At 64.9% G+C, this 20,764-nt stretch carries 18 protein-coding genes and 1 tRNA gene; 8 read left to right on the forward strand and 11 right to left on the reverse strand.

Features of this window, described 5'->3' with window-relative positions; translation table 11 throughout:
• Positions 1 to 24 precede the first annotated feature (24 nt).
• Positions 25 to 369 carry a helix-turn-helix transcriptional regulator gene (locus IP65_RS04330; RefSeq protein ID WP_054130966.1) on the forward strand — a complete coding sequence of 115 codons (345 nt, stop codon included), beginning with the start codon at positions 25 to 27 and terminating at the stop codon, positions 367 to 369.
• Positions 370 to 544: 175 nt separating this feature from the next.
• On the opposite strand, the gene mobF is transcribed toward IP65_RS04330, so the two are convergent.
• The 7 genes from mobF to IP65_RS04365 all read right to left on the reverse strand — a co-directional run bounded on the left by mobF (position 545) and on the right by IP65_RS04365 (position 7,949).
• Entirely contained in the window at positions 545 to 3,310 is a 2,766-nt protein-coding gene (mobF, locus tag IP65_RS04335; protein WP_054130967.1) for a MobF family relaxase, read from the reverse strand.
• Entirely contained in the window at positions 3,310 to 5,193 is a 1,884-nt protein-coding gene (locus IP65_RS04340) for a type IV secretion system DNA-binding domain-containing protein (protein ID WP_054130968.1), read from the reverse strand. Before IP65_RS04340 ends, mobF begins: the two co-directional genes overlap by 1 nt.
• Positions 5,190 to 5,501, reverse strand: a complete 312-nt coding sequence (locus IP65_RS04345) for a hypothetical protein (RefSeq protein ID WP_231627554.1) — start codon at positions 5,499 to 5,501, stop codon at positions 5,190 to 5,192. The genes IP65_RS04340 and IP65_RS04345 overlap by 4 nt, the downstream gene beginning before the upstream one ends.
• A 267-nt stretch (positions 5,502 to 5,768) precedes the next feature.
• Complete coding sequence (locus IP65_RS04350; RefSeq protein WP_054130970.1) at positions 5,769 to 6,377, reverse strand: hypothetical protein; 609 nt, start codon at positions 6,375 to 6,377, stop codon at positions 5,769 to 5,771.
• Between the two features lie 100 nt (positions 6,378 to 6,477).
• On the reverse strand, positions 6,478 to 6,675 hold the full coding sequence (locus IP65_RS04355) for an AlpA family transcriptional regulator (protein ID WP_054130971.1): 198 nt from the start codon (positions 6,673 to 6,675) through the stop codon (positions 6,478 to 6,480).
• A gap of 72 nt (positions 6,676 to 6,747) precedes the next feature.
• Positions 6,748 to 7,647: a hypothetical protein gene (locus IP65_RS04360; protein ID WP_054130972.1), complete on the reverse strand. Its 900-nt coding sequence runs from the start codon at positions 7,645 to 7,647 to the stop codon at positions 6,748 to 6,750.
• A 225-nt stretch (positions 7,648 to 7,872) separates the two neighbouring features.
• Positions 7,873 to 7,949, reverse strand: a tRNA-Pro gene (locus tag IP65_RS04365).
• 270 nt (positions 7,950 to 8,219) lie between these two features.
• Between IP65_RS04365 and yajC the strand changes: the two genes are divergently transcribed.
• From yajC to secF, 3 genes are all read left to right on the forward strand, one after another.
• Positions 8,220 to 8,543, forward strand: coding sequence for a preprotein translocase subunit YajC (gene yajC, locus IP65_RS04370; RefSeq protein WP_022675251.1), 324 nt, complete (start codon positions 8,220 to 8,222; stop codon positions 8,541 to 8,543).
• A 77-nt stretch (positions 8,544 to 8,620) separates the two neighbouring features.
• Positions 8,621 to 10,219, forward strand: a complete 1,599-nt coding sequence (gene secD / locus IP65_RS04375; RefSeq protein ID WP_022675250.1) for a protein translocase subunit SecD — start codon at positions 8,621 to 8,623, stop codon at positions 10,217 to 10,219.
• Between the two features lie 17 nt (positions 10,220 to 10,236).
• The gene (gene secF / locus IP65_RS04380) at positions 10,237 to 11,214 is read left to right on the forward strand and encodes a protein translocase subunit SecF (RefSeq protein ID WP_022675249.1); all 978 of its coding nucleotides are present in this window, start codon (positions 10,237 to 10,239) and stop codon (positions 11,212 to 11,214) included.
• A gap of 138 nt (positions 11,215 to 11,352) precedes the next feature.
• Here secF and IP65_RS04385 read toward each other — a convergent pair whose 3' ends face one another.
• Both IP65_RS04385 and IP65_RS04390 read right to left on the reverse strand, forming a co-directional pair.
• Positions 11,353 to 12,546, reverse strand: a complete 1,194-nt coding sequence (locus tag IP65_RS04385) for a glycosyltransferase (RefSeq protein ID WP_054131227.1) — start codon at positions 12,544 to 12,546, stop codon at positions 11,353 to 11,355.
• A 104-nt stretch (positions 12,547 to 12,650) separates the two neighbouring features.
• A complete protein-coding gene (locus IP65_RS04390) occupies positions 12,651 to 13,223 on the reverse strand; it encodes a helix-turn-helix domain-containing protein (protein ID WP_022676005.1) in 573 nt (190 codons plus the stop codon).
• 216 nt (positions 13,224 to 13,439) lie between these two features.
• Between IP65_RS04390 and IP65_RS04395 the strand changes: the two genes are divergently transcribed.
• Complete coding sequence (locus IP65_RS04395) at positions 13,440 to 15,266, forward strand: DUF885 family protein (protein ID WP_022676006.1); 1,827 nt, start codon at positions 13,440 to 13,442, stop codon at positions 15,264 to 15,266.
• A gap of 54 nt (positions 15,267 to 15,320) precedes the next feature.
• On the opposite strand, the gene IP65_RS04400 is transcribed toward IP65_RS04395, so the two are convergent.
• Positions 15,321 to 17,114, reverse strand: coding sequence for an ABC-F family ATP-binding cassette domain-containing protein (locus tag IP65_RS04400; RefSeq protein WP_022676007.1), 1,794 nt, complete (start codon positions 17,112 to 17,114; stop codon positions 15,321 to 15,323).
• A 107-nt stretch (positions 17,115 to 17,221) separates the two neighbouring features.
• Here IP65_RS04400 and IP65_RS04405 point away from each other — a divergent pair, with 107 nt between their 5' ends.
• From IP65_RS04405 to IP65_RS04415, 3 genes are all read left to right on the forward strand, one after another.
• The gene (locus tag IP65_RS04405) at positions 17,222 to 17,524 is read left to right on the forward strand and encodes a hypothetical protein (protein ID WP_369801227.1); all 303 of its coding nucleotides are present in this window, start codon (positions 17,222 to 17,224) and stop codon (positions 17,522 to 17,524) included.
• Positions 17,525 to 17,669: 145 nt separating this feature from the next.
• Positions 17,670 to 18,344 carry a response regulator transcription factor gene (locus IP65_RS04410; protein WP_022676009.1) on the forward strand — a complete coding sequence of 225 codons (675 nt, stop codon included), beginning with the start codon at positions 17,670 to 17,672 and terminating at the stop codon, positions 18,342 to 18,344.
• 121 nt (positions 18,345 to 18,465) lie between these two features.
• Positions 18,466 to 19,785 (forward strand): sensor histidine kinase, encoded by a 1,320-nt coding sequence (locus tag IP65_RS04415; RefSeq protein WP_028657787.1) that lies wholly within the window; start codon positions 18,466 to 18,468, stop codon positions 19,783 to 19,785.
• A 75-nt stretch (positions 19,786 to 19,860) separates the two neighbouring features.
• Here the strand turns inward: IP65_RS04415 and IP65_RS04420 are convergent, their stop codons facing one another.
• On the reverse strand, positions 19,861 to 20,760 hold the full coding sequence (locus IP65_RS04420; RefSeq protein WP_054130973.1) for a tyrosine recombinase XerC: 900 nt from the start codon (positions 20,758 to 20,760) through the stop codon (positions 19,861 to 19,863).
• Between the last annotated feature and the right edge of the window lie 4 nt (positions 20,761 to 20,764).

A 20,764-nucleotide genomic window follows, 5' to 3' on the forward strand; every position in this document is an offset into this window, starting at 1 on the left:
TATGCTCGTTTATGTAAATTTGCAATGGCAAAACGATACGAACATACGCTGTCCCTCGCGAAGGCTATAAGCGCTCGTCGTCGCGAGCGTGGCCTAACCTTTGAACAGCTTGGTTTTTTGTCGGACGTCAATGCCGCCCAAGCGTTTCGAATCTGTCGCGGTGAATTTAAGACACTCAATCCAAGCGTTTTGAAAATCTGCAATGCGCTGGAGATCGAGCCGGAAACAGATGGAATGGCCCGCCAGCGATTTGGGGACACTGCAATCGAGGCGATGCTATCGGCCGAGGTGTTGACCGCTTGGGACCGAACGGTGGCGGGTGCCAAACTGATTAAGCGCGTGCTACGCGCTCTGCACGGAGAAGCCTAACGGGGCGTGGTGGTAAAGCATACTCAACACCGAGGAGACTTGCCCCATATAGCGCCAGCGGCTAAACGGAAAAGGGATACTTGAACTTACGGATCTGCCAGATTGAAATCCCACAGTCGGGCAATGGTCGGGAATGCCTGAATATGGCGCAGCCGACCTCGTCCCCACCTTACCGTCAACCCAACCCATTCCCGAAAGCCTTGGCCGCTGCTGGCTCTGGAATTGACCTTCCTGTCTGAGCGATAGCAGTCTGCACCTGTCCTGCCCGCTCATGAATGGCTGCAACCAGTTTCCCTCGATCATTGGTGAACACCGTCGCCGTATCCTTGGCGCGGGAAATCCCGACATAGAAGCTCTTCTGATCGACCAGATTGGTCGCCTTACTATCGGCATGGATCAGGACATGATCGGCAGTGCGCCCCTGGGCGGCAAAGGCCGTGTCCGCATAGGCATGCCGGATATGCTGATCACGCGCCGCATCCAGGCTCAACGTCTCGGTTTTTCCCCGCGAAGTCTGAATGGTGGCACTTCGTGTGGCTTCATCCACCGCGATCACCTCACCCCGCCCACCGTTAATGCGCCCCGCCTCGCGGTCGTTGCGGGTGAACTGGATGCGGTCTCCCACCTTCAGTTCCAAAGCCTGCGGCGCAAAAGCTTGGCTCTGCCCCGCACCCCATTGCCGTAACCGCCAATCCACCTCCCGCCCGTCCTCTGATCTCAGGGTGATGGCCGCCTTGGCCGGATCGATGGCCTCTACCCGATAGGCCGCGCCCCGGCTCACGCCCTTATCGGCATAATCGCGGGTGAAGCGCACCACATCCCCTTTGTCATAGGCCAGGGGATCGCGCGCCTCGGCGCGGGTTAGCCCCTTATTCGCGAGGCTCTGCATTGTTACTGCCGGGCCGGTCAGTGCCCCCGATCTGTTCAGGGCATCGCGAATGTCGGCAGTCAGCGCATCGCGGCCTTCCCGCGACGGTTCGATCACCAGCGTGCGGGCGCGTGCCGCCTTGTCCATCCCGGCATATTGTTTGGCCATGGCCGCGAAGCGCTCGGCCCGGTCAGCATTCTCGACAATCCGGCCTCCGCCCCGATCCAGTGCGGCCAGCGCCTTTCTGGCGTCGCCCTCGATAGAAGCCAGCACCGCGTCTTTCGTGGCCTCGTTGGTCTGCCGCACGATCTCGCTCAGCTTCGCGGTCTCCATGCCCGATGCCTGCAACTGGGCAAAGGCCGCGCCTGCCTCAACCGATCCAAGCTGCTGTACGTCGCCGACAAGGATTACGCGGGCATTCTGCTTTTCAGCCAGGTCAAACAGCCGGGCGGTGTCGCGGGCTGACAGCAAGGAGGACTCATCCACAATCCACGCTGCAGGCTGGCCCTGATTGGGCAGTTCCGGGGATAGCAGATGGCGGGCGACAGTATCGCTCCGCGCGCCCAACGCTTCGCCCAGCACCATGGCGGCTGACGCAGTGGGGGCCAGCGCGATGACTGGCACGCCCTGCGCCTCGGCCTCGCGGGCGAAGGTCGCCAGAACGGTCGTGGTCTTGGCCGTGCCTGCATACCCCTGCAACGCGGTGACGCGGTTTTGGCTGGTTAAAAGCTGCTCGGTGGCGGCGCGCTGATCGACATTCCAGCCGAACCCCGCCCGCTCAGCCTGCGCCGACGCGCTCGCAACGGCTTTGGCGGCGGTAAGCGGCGAGGCGATAGGAGCTAATGCCCCGCGCCCCTCCGCTTCAATTTTGAGCATCCTGGTCTCGATCTCGACATTCTGGCGGGTGGTGAAGCCGGAAAACTTTGCGCCGCGCCGGTCCAGAAAGGTCCGGTCAATCAGCTTGCCCTCTTTCGTGGCCGCCTCAACTGCCTCCCCGATTTGGGCATAACCAACCTTGCCCAGCCCGATTTGTCCGGCCTCTTCCCGCAAGGCTGCGGCGGAGAACACCGATTGCCGCTCGCCCAGCTTCTCGGCAGCATGGGCGACGGCGCGATCCGCCATGGTCGCCTGTGTCGCCATCTCCGCCCGATGCGTTGGGCTGGCGGCTCTGACTTCGGCCTGCTCGATCAGCGCCAATCGGGTCGCCGGACCAAACCCCGCTTTGTTGGCCGTCTCCCGCCATTCCCCGACAAGGGTAGCATGGTCGCCAGCAACCTTGGCGGCGCGGGTGTCCAGCGTGGCCATTTGCTTCTCCGCCGCACTGGCCTCCTCGCGCGAGGTGCCGCGTTCCCCCAGCTTGGCCTCGATTTCGGCGCTGCGGGTGCTGAACGCCGCGATGACCTCGCCCGAAACGCCTTTGATCTCGAACAGGGAATCTTTGCCCGCCTCGATCTCATAGCCCAGCTCGCGCACCTTCACCGCAAGCTCCTGCCGGTAGATGGCGCCGACCTGCTTCTGAAGCTGGTAGATGGCGCGCGGTTCAAGGCTGCGCCATGCGCCGTCCTCGTCCTGCGTCGCGTTCATCACGACATTATGGGTATGAAGCTGTGGGTCTTGCGCCCGGCTGGTGCCGTGCTGAAAGCTGGCGACGACCAGATTGCCGGTCGCTTCACGGGCAACACTGCCGCCCTCGCGGATGCGGGTGGCAGCCATATGCTGCTCGACATGCGCCATGGCGGTCGCTGCCGCCTCGCCATGCGCGGCGATCAGCCGCCGATCACCCGCAACCTCGGCCATGACGGACACCGACTTTGGCGCGCTCAGGGTGATGTCCCAGCCGGGGCGGTGCTCAAGCTGTCCGCCCCGGAAGGTGCCAAGCTGCTGCCCGGCGATCTGGCCGTCCAGAAGCTCGCGGAACTGGTCGCGGTCCACCTCGCCGGATAGCCCCAGCGCCTCAGCCCCCTTGCCGTGCCATTGAGAGGGCGACAGGCCGCCTTCAGCATAGTAGTCATCGGCCTCATAGTAGCTGGCGGCTTGTGCTGAACTGGTCAGCGCGGAGACGGAGGCCACCATCAGACCGGCCCCGGACCCTTGGGGGCCTCACTCTTGGACCGCTGTCTTCGGGAGGCAGGGGCCGAAGGCGTGGGCGCAGGCGCTGGTGATGATGGCGGCGCGGCGGCGGACGCCTTGTCCCAAAGGGTGTTCTTGGGATCGCCGGGGAGGAAGCCCGCCACGCGGGCGGCCCCACGCCGCGCGACATGGTCGGCGGTGAGTTTAATGCGCGCTACCGGCAAGCCATCGGGGAAGAGCAGAAACCCCTCGAATGCGGGCAGGCGCAACTCGCTTTCCAGCACGGCGGGCCGCATTTTCCGCGTCACGCCCAACGTGGTGCGCGGGCCATCGTCGCCCTCGGCCAGCGCGTCGGTCATGGTCTGCATCTCGATCTCGCATTCGCCGATGGTCTGGCTGGCCCATTGCCGGGTTTCGCTGTCGATGGTTTGCAGGAACAGCTTGGTGTTGCAGCAGCCCAGCATGGATTCGGCGATCTGCGGGCCATAGCGGTGCCGCATCTGCCCCAGCGCCTGAAAGGTCAGGATCACGGCGGCCCCGAACTTGCGGCCCTCGGGCAGGAGCCGTGCCAGATTATCGACGCGGGGAAGATCGGCCAGCTCGTCCAGCACGAACCAGATGCGCCGGTCGGGCGACGGCGGCAGACCAAGGACGGCGCTGGCGGCGCATTCCAGCCAGCAGGCGAGCAAGGGTTTCGACGCTTCGAAATAGTCCTCCTTGCGGGGCACGAAAATCCAAGGACGCGCACCCTTCCGCTTATCCAACCCGTGGATGAAGTCGCGGAAAGCAAAGGGCGTGCCCCCGCTGTCCTCGATGCGGAGGAACTGGATCAGGTCGGCGGCCTTGGCGAGCATGAACAGGACGCTGCCCGTCGCCCGGTCGGCATCATCGGCAAAGGTCCGCGCCGATGAACTGGTCGCCAGCCATTCCTTCAAATCGTCCTTGGTGCGGTTTTGCAGCGCGTGCAGCAGGTCGGCCAAGCTGCATTTGCCCTCACGCCAGAGCGCCCGGATCATGTTGGCGACAAGGATGCGGCTGGTGTCGAGCCAGACGTCGCTGTCATGCTGGCCGGTCTCGGTGATGAGCTGATGCGCGATGCGGTCCGCGTCGGCGGGGTGGGCAATCTCTGCGAAGGGCGACCAGAAGGCACAGCGGGCATCGAACGGGTTGAGGATGATGTCGCCCCGGTCGGGCCGGTGATAGTGGGCAATGAACTCGCCGCTGGTGTCGTAAACCAGAGCGGCTTCGCCCCGCGCCTCGATGCCGTCGAGCAACTGGCGGAGCGCTGTCGTCTTGCCGGAACCGGTGGTGCCGACCATCGCCATATGGCGCGTTTCCAGTCGCGCCGGGATGGGCACCGTGCCGATGGACAGAGGAACGGTGCCCGCTTCCTTGCCGGTGAGCTTGGCCAGCCCCTTTTCGGTGGTCATGGCGGTTCCGGCCATCCATCGGTCGGCCAGCAGGCGTTCGCGGCGGCGAAGCGCCACACCACGCCGAGCAAGCAGGACGCCAAGCCAGCCGACGAAGCCAAGCCCACTGCCCCATGTGGCATAGGCCCAGACCTGCCGGGCGCTTTGCTGGGAGTAGGGGAGCGCGACAACCGCCCGCGCTGACCTACCCTCAAGGATCTGGTCTCCGACATGGATATCGACTGCCGTGTCGTCGGCCCAGGCCGACACGGCCCATAGCTTGATCCGCGCCCACTCATAAGTGGCGGTGGCGACAATCGTCTGATGGTCCACCATCCAACAGGGCAAGGTTATCCCACCCATGGCGACGGAGACCAGCATGGCGATGGCCTGCCGTTTGAAGCGGGTGGCGCTGCTGCCCCGCTGCTGCTTGTGGAGGGCATCGGCATGGATGCGGCGATCATGGGAGCCGGTCATCGCTTGTCCTCCCGTGCCAGCCGCCGCTGCCGGTTGTAGGCAGCATTGATCTCCTCGCTGATCGCCTCGTCGCTCTGGGGTAGCGCCAAGGCCGCGCTGCGCGCATAGCAATAGGCGGCGCAGGCGGTGAACAGCGCGCGGTCCAGCAACCGCTCGACGTCCACCATGCGGGTGCTGACCATCGCCAGTTCCGCGACGATCTCCCTGCCGGACGTGTCGCGCGCGGGTGGGCTGGCCAGTGCCGCCACCCCGGCTTTGACGCTGCGTTGAAGCAGGGCATAGACGCTTGTGCCGTCGCGCTCGGCCATGGCCCTGAGCGCCTTATCGAGCGATGCAGGCAAGCGAACCGTGTGCTGAACCGGCCTCATCGCGCCGCCTCCTTGGGAGTGCGCGCAGCACTCCCGCAAAAGCCCGGAATTGCGCCATGCCGGCGATAGGCTGGGGCCGCGCACTCGCGGCGCAGTCGCCTAAAATGGCGGAAAACAGGCATGCACCCGTGCGTGAGGTGTGTATCTGAATTGTTGGCTCGATGCGTAGCATCGCAGCCCCTTGGGCCTGCCGTTTGGAGCTTCCGATCAAGCATGGGCCAGCCTCCTTCCGCACAGGACACAGGGCGGCGAAAGGATGTCGCTGAGGTGGCAATCGCGAGGCCGAACTGGCTGCGGATTGAGCCCATTGGCCAAGGCATTCTGCTCCTCGACCCATGCCTTGATCATGATTTTGGCGGCGGGATCGGCCACGTCCCTGTCGATGGCTATGGTCGCCCGTGGGAGGGAATAGAGGTCTTGCTCGCGGGCCCAGGCCTGGATCGCGGTCTCTATGGCCTCCTCCATCCTGCGGCGCAAAGCCTTGGCCTCGAACGGGTCGAGATGGGCTGTGACACCGGGCGTGAGGATCAGAGCGCCGAGGGGTAGCGAATGGCGGTCCACATCGTGCCACGGCCCGTCGATCCGGCAGGTGGACGTGTCGCCCCGGTAGATGTCGATGGGAGGTCGTTCCCCCCGCATCGACCGGATGAGGAAGAAACGAAGGGCTTCGCCGTCCTCGTCATCGGCGGTGATCCTGTCGAGCATCGGGCTCAAATAGGCGGCCTCGCGGGCATCGATGCGGGTGCGATAGGTGACTGTGTCGTCACGACGCAGAAGGTCAGAAAGCCGGTCCACGGCCTTGCGAAAAACAGGCATGGGTCATCCTTTCGTGAAATCACGATTGAAGGGGCAATGGTGTCGGGAGCAGCCGTTGTACGACTGGCCCACCTGGGCTGGGGTCCGTCGCGCCTGGGGATCAGTAGCGGCGCGTCTGGAGGCTGTTCAGCCAATCCTCGACATCACCCGAACGCCACCGGATCTTCCCCGCGCCGATATGGCAAGGGCAGGGGAAGCTACCGCTGCGCGCGCGGCGATAGAGAGTGGTTCGGGATTTAAAGCCCGTGAGGTTGAGCACGTCCGTGACGGTCAACAGGTGGTCGCGATTGGGGAGCATGGGGGTGTCCTTTCATTCGTCGGAATGCAGGACGTGCCCGATGCGAGCATTGGGGGACATTCAGTTCCCCATTCACGGAATTTCATTCAGGGGCAAAGTGCGCAGAAACCTTTGGAAAGACGGATAATTTCCCGAATGGACCTTTTCCATCATGCTCCAGCTGTAGCCCTCTTTTCCGATGATTTCCTTTTTGGTTTCAAAGGTCTTGCCTGCGAATTCGGGACGACGGAACGCCACAATGAGGGCGAGCACCGTGCCAGCCGCGTCATGGCGATTCCTGTTAGCATGGCCAAGCAACCATTGAAGCTGGGCCTCGAAGCGCTCGGCGTCGTCAAGGTCGATGAGCGTTTTGGAGGTCAACTCGGTTGAGGCGACTGAACCGCGTATATGGATAAGGATCTCGCCGCGCGGAACGGGCCTGCGTCTGATCAACAGCCAGTCCGCAGGATTGACGGACAAGATCAACAATTTGCCCCCATCGGCGGCGAAGCACTTCAGCCTTTCATCGATCAATTCGCGAGTCGAACCGTCAGGGAAGCGTTCGACCACGCCGAATTTGCCGCTGGCGGCCCGGTTGCAAAACTCCTCAAGGTTCAGGATGCGATCGCGTTCCTCGGGCGTTGCCTCCTCAATCAGACTTTCGAGTCTGGGCTCATCGGTTCTGGAGCCGCGCCGCATGGTGCTGCCGATCAACCAGCCACCGGGCAGGGCGGGCAGCATCGCCACAATCGCGGGGAAGGGGCGGAGCGCAATCCATAGGGAAAGCGCAACCAAGAATGCGGACAGGACGTAAAGGCCGACGCGCTTACGGGCGCTTGTGGCTGAGCTGCGCGCGGCATCGAACCACGCGGCCTGCGCCTTGGTTCCGATGAGGACTTCTGGGGTATCGGCAGGGGGGCGGTGGCAGAAACGAGCAAAGGCGACTGCCGCTCGTTCATATTTCAGATAGTCGCCCTGCGTCGCGCTGGCCAATTCGCTCGCCTTTCAAATGCATCGCAATGCATCTTAATCGGTCGGCGGTGGTGTCGCAATCAATGACGATGCGACTCAGCAGGACGCGTCATGACACCCTCGATGAGGGCACAAAAAAGAGCTGGTCAGATTTTTTCAACGGTCGATTTGCACCACCACAGCACCACCAGCGCCATTTCGGGGTTCCCCCAGAGGGGTAAAATATCGACTAAGCCATTGATTTATTGGTCGGGACGAGAGGATTCGAACCTCCGACCCCCACACCCCCAGTGTGATGCGCTACCAGGCTGCGCTACGTCCCGACCGGTGGGGCGCCTCTAAGCGGAACGTTTCGGGATGGCAAGCCCCTTGCACGGCATCTTTTTGCGCCGGCCGGGAAATGCCTGTGGATTGTGATGCGCGCAGGGCACGGCGATCAGGGTGCGAAAGGCGCGCCGATGGCGCTTCATTGCCTTGCCTTTCCCAAACTGCTAGCAGCCGCGGCCAATTGCAACAATCGGGGGAAGGTGCGGCCACACGTGCCCCGCCGGGGGTTGTAAACCCTTGTCTCCGATCCCACGAACGGTTCTGTCATGCTCAGCCTTCTCTCCGCCGCCGCCGCCAATGCGGCTTCGCCGCCCGCCTACCTCCAGTTCCTGCCGCTGGTGGCCATGGCCGTGATCTTCTATTTCCTCATCTTGCGTCCGCAGATGAAGCGCCAGAAGGAACACCAGCAGCGCCTGGCCGCCTTGCAGAAGGGCGATTCCGTGATCACCGCCGGCGGCCTGCTCGGCAAGATCGTGCGGATCGACGATGCCTATGTCGATCTGGAACTGGCCCCGGGCGTGCGCGTCAAGGCCGTGCGCTCCACCCTGGGTGAGATCGTGCAGCCCGGCGACAAGCCCGCCAACGACTGACCGTTACCGGACCCTGGCCGATCTCGTTGGTCCGACCACATAGATTTCTGGCCCGATAGATTTCTGAAAGCCCGATCATGCTCGATTTTCCGCGCTGGAAGGTACTGATGCTATGGGGGGTGACCATTCTGGTCGCCCTGGCATCATTGCCTTCGCTGTTTACGGTCTCCGGCCTTGCCTGGCCCTCGGCCCTGCCTTCGCCCACGATCAACCTGGGCCTGGACCTGGCCGGTGGCAGCCACATCCTGCTCGAGGCCGATCCATCGCAAGTGCGCGAGCAGCGGCTGGAAGGCATGGAGGAATCCGTCCGCAACAAGCTGAAGACGACCGATGCCACCATCCGCATCAGCGACATCAGCAACAACAACGGCAGCCTGACCTTCCTGGTTGACGATGTCACCAAGGTGGACGCCGTGCGCGAGGCGATCCTGCCGTTGACGTCGGGCGCGGGCCTGACCGGCCAGCGCGACTGGAACATCCAGGTGGTGGACGGCAACCGCTTCGTCCTCACCCCCACGCAGGAAGGCATCGACCAGGCCGTGAGCCAGGCGATGGACACCGCCGTGGAAGTGGTGCGCAAGCGCATCGACGGCCTGGGTACCAAGGAACCGACGATCCTGCGCCAGGGTGCGCAGCGCATCGTGGTGCAGGTGCCGGGCCTGCAAGACCCGCAGCAGCTCAAGAGCCTGCTGGGCCAGACCGCCAAGCTCGAATTCAAGCTGGTTGATCAAAGCGCGCTGCCGTCTGACCTGGCGCGCGGCATTGCCCCAGCCGGCAGCCAGATCCTGCCCTTTGCCGATCCCAAGCAGGGCGTGCCGATCGCGGTCAAGCGCCTGGGCGGCATTCGCGGCGACGAACTGACCAATGCGCAGGCGGGCAACAATCCGCAGACCAACGAACCGGTGGTGAATATCACGTTCAACACCGAAGGCGGCGCCAAGTTCGCCAAGTTGACCACGCAGAACGTGGGCAAGCCCTTTGCCATCATTCTCGATGGCAAGGTGCTGTCGGCGCCCAACATCAACGAACCGATCCTGGGCGGCAGCGCGCAGATTTCCGGCCACTTCACCGCTGAAAGCGCGGGCCAGCTGGCAATCTCGCTGCGTTCTGGCGCCCTGCCGGTCGATCTCAAGGTCGTGGAAGAGCGCACTGTCGGTCCTGACCTGGGTGCCGATTCGATCCGCAAGGGCGTGATCGCCATGGCGGTCGGCACGCTGGCCCTGGTGGTATTCATCATCGCCACCTATGGCCGCTTCGGCGTCTATGCCTGCCTTGCGCTGGTCATGAACATGCTGATGATCCTGGGGGTCATGGCCACGATCGGAGCCACGCTGACGCTGCCAGGCATTGCCGGCTTCGTGCTCACCATCGGCGCCGCGGTCGACGCCAACGTCTTGATCAACGAGCGTATCCGCGAAGAACGCCATCGCGGCCGCCGCGTCGTGGCGGCGGTCGAAACCGGCTACAAGGAAGCCAGCCGCGCCATCTTCGATGCCAACGTCACCAACGTGATTGCGGCCGTGCTGATGGCCAGCTTTGGCTCCGGCCCGGTCAAGGGCTTTGCCGTGGTGCTGATGATCGGCATTGCCACCTCGGTCTATACCTCGATGTGGCTCACCCGCATGTGGGTGGCGCAATGGCTGCGCCGCGCCCGCCCTGCCGATCTCAAGCTGTGACAGGGGAGCGATAACCCATGAAACTTTTGAAGCTCGTTCCCGACAACACCAACATCCACTTCCTCAAGTGGCGCGTGCCGTTCTACCTGGGCAGCCTGCTGCTCATGGCCGCCTCGCTTGGCCTGGTGTTCACCAAGGGCCTGAATCTGGGCGTCGATTTCGTCGGCGGTCAGATGATCCGCGTGACGTTCGAGCGCAGCGCCGAGGCGCCGGTGGCCGACCTGCGCAGTGAAGTGGCCAAGCTCGGCTATGGTGAGCCGATCATCCAGCGCTATGGCAAGCCCAACGAAATCTCGATCCGCATGAAGCTGCCCGAGGGTTCGGAGCATGATGCCGCGCAGTCTGACAAGATGGCGCGCACCATCACGGCCGATATCAAGAGCCACCACACCGATGCGCGGATCGACGGCATCGATTCGGTTTCCGGCAAGGTGTCCGGCGAACTCAAATGGGACGCGTTCAAGGCGCTTGGCCTCGCCGCGCTGGCTGTGGCCGCCTATATCTGGATCCGCTTCGAATGGCAGTTCGGCGTCGGCGCCCTGTTCAGCCTGGTGCACGACGTCACGCTCACGCTTGGCATGTTCGCGCTGACCCAGATGGAGTTCGACCTCAACATCGTGGCGGCACTGCTCACGCTGATTGGCTATTCGCTCAACGATACGATCGTGGTCTACGATCGCGTGCGCGAAAACCTCAAGAAGTATCGTAAGATGCCGCTGCCCGAACTGCTCGATCTGTCGGTCAACGAAACGCTGGCACGCACCATCGTCACGTCGCTGTCGATGCTGATCACGCTGGTGGCGCTGCTCGCGTTTGGGCCGGAAGTGATCTTCGGCTTTACCGCCGCCATCACCCTGGGCATTTTCGTGGGTACCTACAGCTCGATCTACATGGCTGCGCCCATCCTGATCTGGCTCAAGGTCAATCCCAAGAGCTTCGTGCCTACCGAAACCGCGCTGGAAAAGCAGGAGCGCCTCGCGCGCGAAGGCGCCTGATTTTTGGCGATTTAATGTAAGGTTTCGCACCACCCCCAACCCCCTCCTCTGAAGAGGAGGGGGCTTTTTTGTATCTACTCCCCATCCTCTTTAGAGGAGGGGGTTGGGGGGTGGTGGAAACCAGGCACTACAGATCGGTCAGCCGCCCGCAACGACCTTGCCGTAAACATCAGCCAGCATCGCGGCGTTGTTTTCCCAACTGAACCGCGCGGCGCAGGCTGCAACCGCTTCGGGTGCGCTGGGCTGGGAAATGAGGGCCGCCAGCGCGCGGGCAATCGCGGCAGGCTCGCGGGCGGCAATGCGCCCGGCGGCCGGCGCCATCAGCACTTCGCGCGCGCCGCCGATATCCGGAATTACCAGCGGCGTGCCGCAGGCCAGCGCCTCGATCCACACGTTGGCCAGGCCTTCGCGTTCGGACGGCAGCACCATCGCGCTGGCGCCGGCCATCAGCACCGGCATGAAATCGTGGCCCAGTGCGCCCATGAAATGCACGCGATGCGCCACGTCCAGCTGGCGGGCCAGCGCGCGCAGCGCCGCCTCGTCGGGGCCGGTGCCGGCCAGGGCCAGGCTCACTCCTTCCATGCCCGGTTCGGCCAGGGCCTTGATCGCCAGGGCCTGGCCCTTGATCGCGATCAGCGCGCCGACGCAGGCGACCAGCGGGCCATCGGCGGGAATGTGAAAGCGTTCGGCCAGGATTGCGCGCGACGCGGCGCGGGGGCGGGGGTGGAAACGGCCATGATCAAGCCCGGTATAGTGCACGGTGATGGCGCGTTCGGGCAGGCCCAGATCGGCCATGTCGTCAGCCAGCGCCTGTGACACGCTGAGCAGCGCCCCGGCGCCCTGGGCCGCGGCGGTCATCTGGCGCAGCGCCTCTGGCCGATGTCCCCATACGTGAATGTCTGATCCGCGCGCCTTGATGGCATAGGGCAGGCCCAGCGCATCAGCGATCCGCGCGGCGGCGGGGCCATCGGGATAGAAGAACTGCGCGTCCACCATGTCGAACGGCTGCTCGGCATGAAGCCGCCGCGCCAGCGGCAGCACCGCACGCACGATCAGCGCCGGGTTCAGGCGGCCGGAAAGACCCGGCAGCAGGCGAAACCGCGGATGATGCACCGGCACGCCGCTGCGCCGTTCCATCGGCGGAATTTCCAACAACGGGCGATAGATACGCGGCATCAGTGCGCCGGGCAGGGGGGGCAGGCCGATCGGATTGATCACCGTCACGTCCCAATCGGGCCGCGCGGCCAGCGCTTCCATTTGCCGCGCCACGAACCGGCCAAAACCGGGCCGAAGCGAGGCAGGATAGAGCGTGGACAAGCTGAGCAGGCGCAACGTCATGGCTCAGGGCGTAGCGCGAAAATGCTGCGTGTGCGAGGGCAAGCGTACCGGAATGGACACAAAGGGCCTGGAGAGCCGGATATTGCGGCGGTTTGGCGTCAGAGTGGGCGAACCAGAACTTCGGCCACGGCAATCCACGCCGGGCGATCGATCACCAGTTGCCGTTGGCCGGGCCCGGGCGGCAGCAACGCCACGCGGCCATCGCGATGGTCGATCATCCGGCCAAAGGCAAAGCGCCCGCCGGGCCGCGGCGCAAGCACATCGCGGTTGAGACCACGGCCGATCTCGGCGGCGTCGAGCCGGCGCAGCCATACCTGGTCACCCGCACGCCAATCACCCGCGCTGGCTTCCACAGAGAGCGCCATCAGCCCCTCGCGCCCCAGCAGCGTGTCGGGCAATTGCGCCAGGATCGGGGTTGGCACCGGTTCGGCGCCCACCGGGGTGAGGCGCGCCACGACATGCGCCTGCGCGTCGTCTCCCGCGCGCACGAGCAGTTCGGGATCGATGCCCAGGGCGGCACCGATCCGGTTCATCCACTTGAGTGAAAGCGATCGGGTGCCGGTTTCCAGGCGGCCGATCGTTTGCGCCGTAGTGGCGGGATTACAGCGCGCGGCAACGTCGGCCAGCGTAAGCCCCTTTTGCCTGCGAATTTCGCGAATTCTGTTGATCATCGGGGATGGTCCACATCTACAGGCGTGAGGTGTTATGCTTTCTTACCCGTAATTTGGACGGCAGGGCAAGCATCCTTGCACAATTGATCACGAGAACCGGCGTTGGTCGATTCATATCGTGATTTGGTCGATCGCCGTATCATTTTGATTGTCGCTGCACGGTGGCCGTGGCACCTCGTCTAACTTGAAACAAAAAGCCAGGGAGCGACCCTTTAGATGATGCACGGTTTGGAACGACGCGCCTTCCTTTCGCTGGCTGGCGGCACCATGGCGGGTGGCCTGCTGGCTGGCATGCCGGGCTTGGCATTTGCCCAAGATACTGGCGACGCAGCATTTGTTTCCCTGCTCGATCGCATTTTCTGGTCCAGCCTGCTGATCGAGCCGGAACGCGCGACCGGTCTTGGCCTCGATACCGGCGTGCGCGCCATGCTGCGCCACCGGCTCGACAGCGCCGGGCAGGGCGGCCGCGAAGCCAGCCTGGCGTTTTATCGCGATGCCCGCGCTGCGGTCGCCGGGTTCGATCCGGCCGGATTGAGCGCTGCCAACAAGCGCAATCGTGCCATCGTCCTGCATCGCCTGGGTGACCAGTTGAGCGGCGCTGCCTTTGATATCGATGATCCGCAAACGCCGTTCACTATCGATCAGCAGCGCGGCGCCTATTTCTCCGTGCCTGATTTCCTCGATAACCAGCATCCGATCGAAAAGCTCGACGATGCCGAGGCCTATCTCGATCGCCTGGCCGCGTTCCCGGTCGTGCTCGATGATCAGACCGCCGAAGTGGCGCGCCAAGCCGGCTTGGGCCGCATTCCCCCGGCCTGGGCGATCGATCTGGCGCTGGGCCAGATGGGCAAGCTGCGCGGCGTGCCGGCTGGCGAAAGCGGGCTGGTCACCTCGCTGGTGCGGCGCGCCCGTGAAAAGGGCCTGGCCGGCGATTGGCAGGGCCGCGCCACGGCGATCGTCAAGGACAAGGTCTATCCCGCGCTCGATCGCCAGATCGCGCTGCACCGCCGCCTGCGTGGCAAGTCGGCGCCCGGCGATGGCGTGTGGCGCCTCAAGCGTGGCGATGACATCTACGCCGCCGCGCTCGCCAGTGCCACCACCACCACGCTCAGCCCCGAGCAGGTGCACAAGATGGGCCTGGAGCAGGTGGCCGATATCACCGGCCAGCTCGATACCGTGCTCAAGGCGGCCGGGCACACCACCGGCACCGTGGGCGAGCGGCTTTCGGCGCTCAACCGCGCCAGCGACCAGCTCTATCCCGATACCGCGCAGGGCCGCACCGATCTGATCGCGGGGCTCAACAAGAGCGTGGCCGCGATGCGCGAAAAGCTGCCGCGCGCCTTTGCCGACATCCCCAACGATCCGCTGGTGATCCGCGCCGTGCCCACCGATATCCAGGATGGTGCGCCCAACGGCTATTACAACAGCGCTCCGCTCGACGGGTCACGCCCGGCGATCTATTGGATCAATCTCAAGTCGGTGAACGACTGGCCCAAGTACACGCTGCCCTCGCTCACCTATCACGAAGGCATTCCCGGGCACCATCTCCAGGGTGGCTATGCCCAGGGTGGCGGTGAGCTGCCGTGGATTTTGCGCGATTACTTCATCTCTGCCTATGGCGAGGGCTGGGCGCTCTATGCCGAGCAGCTGGGTGACGAACTGGGTGGCTATAACGGCATCGAGCGCGCCGGCTATCTCCAATCGTTCCTGTTCCGCGCGGTGCGCCTGGTGGTTGACACCGGCATCCACCACTATCGCTGGAGCCGGGAAAAGGCGACGGCCTATATGGTGGAAAAAACCGGCTTTACCCAGGCGCGCAGCCAGCGCGAGATCGAGCGTTATTGCACGATGATCGGCCAGGCCTGCAGCTACAAGATCGGCCACACCGCGTGGGTCGCCAATCGCAAGAAGGCGCAGGCGGCGCTGGGCGACAAGTTCAGTCTGCCCTGGTTCCACGCCGTGCTCAAGGAAGGCTCGATGCCGCTCTCGATGCTCGAAGCGCGGATCGACGAGCGCATTGCGGAGCGTTTGCGCAGCGCCTGATCAACACGGGAGCCGGGTGGCCTTGTGGCCGCCCGGCTCCCGTTGCCAGAACGTTCAGGCCCCTTCGACCTGTTCGGCCAGTTCGAGCCAGCGTTCCTCGGCCGCTTCCTTTTCCCCCCGCGCCTTGGCCACGGCCTCGCTCAGCGCGGCAAAGCGCTTGGGATCGCGGGTGTAGAGCGCCGGATCGGCCAGCGCGGCTTCATCGCGCGCGATCGCCGCATCGAGTTCCTCGATGCGCTTTGGCAGCATTTCGTAGTCGCGCTGATCCTTGTAGGTCAGCTTGGCCTTGCGCGGTGCCGGTGGCGGCGGGGGAGGGGCCGCCTCGGCCACCTTGCTCGCGCCCACCTTGGGCTGGGCGGCCAAGCGCGCCTTGCGCTGGCGCTCCCAATCGGCGTAGCCGCCCACCACGATATCGACCTTGCCCGAGCCATCCATGCCCAGGGTGATGTTGACCGTGCGATCGAGAAAGTCACGGTCGTGGCTGACGATCAGCACGGTGCCCTCGTAATCGCCGATCACTTCCTGCAACAGGTCGAGCGTTTCCAGGTCGAGGTCGTTGGTCGGTTCGTCCAGCACCAACAGGTTGGAGAACCGCGCAAACTCGCGCGCCAGCAGCAGGCGCGAGCGTTCGCCGCCCGAAAGCGTGCCCACGCGCGCTTCGACCAGGCCCGGATCGAACAGGAAGTCCTTGAGATAGCCGTGGATATGCTTGCGCACACCGCGTACGTCGATCCAGTCACCGCCTTCGGCCAGCACATCGCGCACACGCTTTTCGGGCGCCATCAGGCTGCGCTGCTGGTCGATCACTACCCCGGTCAGCGTCTGGGCCAGCGTGACGCTGCCTTCGTCGGGCGCCAGTTCGCCAGTCAGAATTTTCAGCAGCGTGGTTTTGCCCGCGCCGTTGGAGCCGACCAGGCCGATGCGGTCGCCGCGCTGGATGCGCAGCGAAAAGTCCTTGATGATCGTGCGATCGCCAAAGCGCTTGGTTACGTGATCGGCTACGATCACCGACTTGGTCTTGCTGTCGTCGCTGGCGATGGCCAGCTTGGCCGCGCCCTGCGGCCCGGTCATCGCGGCGCGTTCGGCGCGCATTTCGTGCAGCTTTTCCAGCCGGCCCATGTTGCGCTTGCGCCGCGCGGTCACGCCGCGATGCAGCCAGTGCTCCTCGATCTTGAGCTTGGCATCGAGCTTGTCGGCCGCGCGCGCCTCTTCGGCGTGGACCTGCTCCATCCACGCTTCATAGCCGCCAAAGCCCACTTCCTTGCGGCGCAGGCTGCCCCGGTCGAGCCACAGCGTGGCGCGCGTCAGCCGCGTCAGGAAGGTACGGTCGTGGCTGATCACCACGAACGCGCCGTTGAAGCGTTGCAGCCAGTCTTCCAGCCATTCGATCGCCGCCAGGTCGAGGTGGTTGGTCGGCTCGTCGAGCAGCAATACATCGGGATCTTGCGCCAGAGCGCGGGCCAGCGCCGCCCGGCGCCGTTCCCCGCCCGAGGCGTTCTGCGCCTCACGCGCCAGGTCGATGCCCAACTGGTCTGCGATCGCTTCCACCTCGTGCGGTTCGGGCGCATCGGGCCCGTGCAGCGCGAAATCGCGCAAGGTGGCAAAGCCCTTGAAGAACGGGTCCTGCTCCAGCGTCACCACGCGCGCGCCGGGCTGGACCGAACGCTTGCCTTTGTCGGCATCGATCGTGCCGGCGATCAGTTTGAGCAGGGTGCTCTTGCCCGCGCCGTTGCGCCCGATCAGGGCGAGACGGTCACGCGGGGCGATTTGGATGTCGAGGTCCTGGAAAAGCCAGCCGGTGCCTTGATGCAGGCCCAGCCCTTCCCAGCTCAGGATTGGTGCTGCCATAAGCCCCTGCGCTTAGCGGCGGGCTGGCCACAGGTCCACCTGAACATGGCGAAACGGTGCTATTCACAACTTGTTCAATAGGATTGTTGCATGCACAAGGCATGACGATGCTCCGCCGCCTTCTCCTTGCTGCTGCCAGCGTGCTGGCCCTGGCTGCCGCCGCACCGGCGGCCAACGCCCAGATTCGCAACGAACAGGACCGTGCCCGCCAGGATCTGGCAGCCGGCCATGTGCGCTCGCTGCGCGAGATCGAGGCGCGCGTGCTGCCGATGATGCGCGGCGCGCAGTATCTCGGGCCTGAATACGATCCCCAAGCGCGGGCCTATCGCTTGAAATTCATTCGTGAAGGCCGGGTGGTGTTCGTCGATGTTGATGGCCGAACGGGCCAGGTCATGGGCGAATCGCGCTGATATCCCCCGCCGGTTACACGGCATGATGCGCCACGCGGGAACCGTTTCTTGACCGTTCAGGTTCCTGGCGTCATCTAACCACCATTCCAGCACGTTCGCGCCGCCCGTCCATCCGGGCAGCCGGCGCCAGAAGGGGCCAATTGCCATGCGTATCCTGATCGTCGAGGACGAACCGACCCTGGGGCGGCAGCTCAAGTCCACGCTCGAGCAGAACGGCTATGCCGTGGACCTGTCGACCGATGGGGAAGACGGCCACTTCCTTGGTTCGACCGAAGACTATGACGCGGTGATCCTCGATCTGGGCCTGCCCGAAATCGACGGGCTCACCGTGCTGGGCATGTGGCGCAAGGAAGGCCGCAAGTTCCCCGTCCTCGTGCTCACTGCGCGTGACAGCTGGTCCGACAAGGTTGCCGGCCTAGATGCTGGCGCTGACGATTATCTCGCCAAGCCGTTTCAGACCGAAGAACTCATCGCCCGCCTGCGCGCGCTGATCCGCCGCGCCTCGGGCAATTCCTCGTCCGAACTGATCGCCGGCGATGTGCGCCTCGATACCCGCTCGGGCCGCGTCACCCTGCAGGGTGAGCCGGTCAAGCTGACGGCGCAGGAATACAAGCTGCTGTCCTATCTGCTTCACCACAAGGGCAAGGTGGTCAGCCGCACGGAATTGATCGAACACATCTATGATCAGGATTTCGATCGCGATTCCAATACGATCGAAGTGTTCGTCACGCGCATTCGCAAGAAGCTGGGCGCCGATGTGATCACCACGATCCGGGGCCTGGGCTACAGCCTCGACGATCCGGCGGCCGTGCGCGGATAAGGGCTGCGGCGTGAACCGGCTGGCCCGCCTCCTGCTGCGGCTGGGCTTCGGGCGCCACCGCGCCGAAGCCGCCGCTGCCACGGCAGGCGGGCGCCAGCACACCGGCTCGCTGTCGCGGCGTATGCTGCTGATCGCGTTTGCCTGGGTCACGGTGCTGTTGCTGGGCGGCGGCCTGGCGCTTGATCGCACGCTGACCGGACTGGTCACCCGCAATTTCGATGACCAGCTCAACTACATGCTCACCGCCATGGTCGCTTCGGCCGAAATCGGCCCAGATGGGGAGGTGTTCTTCAACCGCACCCTGGGCGACCAGCGCTTTCTCGAACCCAACAGCGGCCTCTACTGGCAGATTTCGGGGCAGGGGCATGACGATTTCCCCTCCCGCTCGCTGTGGGATCGTACGCTGAAGCTGCGCGCCGATCACGTCGACACGGCGCCGCACATCTACGATTCCAACCAGTTTGGCGATAACGAGCGGCTGCGGATGATCGAGCGTTCGGTCATCCTGCCGGGCAGCAACACGCTGTGGCAGTTTTCCGTGGCGGCCAGCCGTGGCGAACTTGATGCGCAGATCACCCGTATCCGTGCGATCCTGGTCTGGTCATTCCTGGTCTTGGGCATGGGCCTGTTCATCATGGCCGGCCTGCAAACCTATTATGGCCTGGGCCCGTTGCGCCGCGTGCGCCGCGCGATTGCGGCCATGCGCGAAGGCGGTGCATCGCGCGTGAACGAGCCGCTGCCCCTGGAAGTCCAGCCGCTGGTCGAGGAAATCAACCTGCTGCTGGCCCATTCGGAAAAGCAGGCGGAAGAAGCGCGCACCCATGCCGGCAATCTCGCCCATGCGCTGAAAACGCCACTGACCGTGGTGATGAACGCGGCGACTGCCCACGCGCCCGATCTGTCCGATACGGTGATCCGGGAGGCGGCGGTGATGCGCCGCCAGGTTGATCACCACCTCGCCCGCGCCCGCGCCGTCGGCCGCCGCGCCACTGGCCTGTCGCGGGCCACGGTATGGGAAAGCGCCGATGCCGTGGTGCGTGCCGTCACCCGGCTCTATGCCGATGTGCGCTTTGACCTTGATGGCAACCGCGAGGCGGGCGTGGCGATCGAGCGGCAGGATCTTGATGAAATCCTGGGCAATCTCATCGAGAACGCGGCCAAGTATGGCGGCGGATCGGTGTTCATCACCATCGACGCCGTGCCCACCGATCCGCGCTTTTGCGATATCTGGGTGGAAGACGACGGCATGGGCATTCCCGAGGTGGAGCGGGAGCGGATTTTCGACCGTGGCGCCCGGCTCGATACCGGCAAGCCCGGCACGGGCCTGGGGCTCGCCATCGTGCGCGACGTGGCCGAACTCTATGGCGGCGCGGTGACGCTGGGCGAAAGCGAAGACCTGGGCGGCCTGTTAACGACCCTGCGCCTCCCCCGCGCCAAATAAAAGATCCTCCCTCCGCAAAGCGGGGGGAGGGGCACCGCCGGCGAAGCCGGTGGTGGAGGGGGGCGCTGTGCCGCGCTACTCCCCCCGCTCGCGCGGATGGGCATTGCGATAGGCATCGAGCAGCGTCGCCGCATCCACCCGCGTATAGATCTGCGTCGACGACAGGCTGGCATGACCCAGCAATTCCTGCAGGCTGCGCAGATCGGCCCCGGCGCCCAGCAGGTGCGTGGCAAAGCTGTGACGCAGGGCATGGGGCGTGGCTGTGGCCGGTAGGCCCAGCGCCACGCGGGCGCGGGCCATGGCGCGCTGCACCAGGCCAGGCGAGAGCGGCCCGCCCTTGGCGCCGCGAAACAGCGCGGCATCGCGCTCCAGCGGCCAGGGCACTTGCGCGGCATAGTCGGCCACGGCCTGGCGCACCGCCGGCAACAGCGCGATCACCCGCTGGCGCCCGCCCTTGCCGGTGACCACCAGTCGCTCGCCCAGCGGCAGCACGCTGGCGGGCAGGGCCAGCGCCTCGGCAATGCGCAGGCCGGCGCCATAAAGCAGCAGCAGCACGGCGCGGTCGCGCGCGGCGATCCAGGGCGCGGCCTCGTCGGAAACCATCTCGGCCAGGGCCACGGCATCGTCAGGCGAAATCGGGCGGGGCAGGCCCTTCTTCACGCGCGGCCCACGCAGGCGCGGCGCCACGGCATCGGGCAGGCCGGCCTGGGCACGGGCAAAAGCCAGGAACGCCTTGAGCGCAGAAAGCTCGCGCGCGGCTGAGGTGTTGACCAGGCCCTCCGCCCGCCGCTCGGCCAGATGCTGGCGCAGGCGCGGGGCATCGAGCCGGGCCAAGCTGGCCCAGTCCTGCCCGGCGGGCAGAGCATCGAGCAGGCGCTGCGCGGTCTTGTGATAGGCGCGCACGGTGTGGGGCGAGCGGCGCAGCGACAGCGCCAGGTGATCGTGCCAGGCAATCAGCAGGTCTGCCCGGTCCATCGCC

This window comes from Novosphingobium sp. AAP1 (genome assembly GCF_001295765.1).
Classification (GTDB): domain Bacteria; phylum Pseudomonadota; class Alphaproteobacteria; order Sphingomonadales; family Sphingomonadaceae; genus Novosphingobium; species Novosphingobium capsulatum.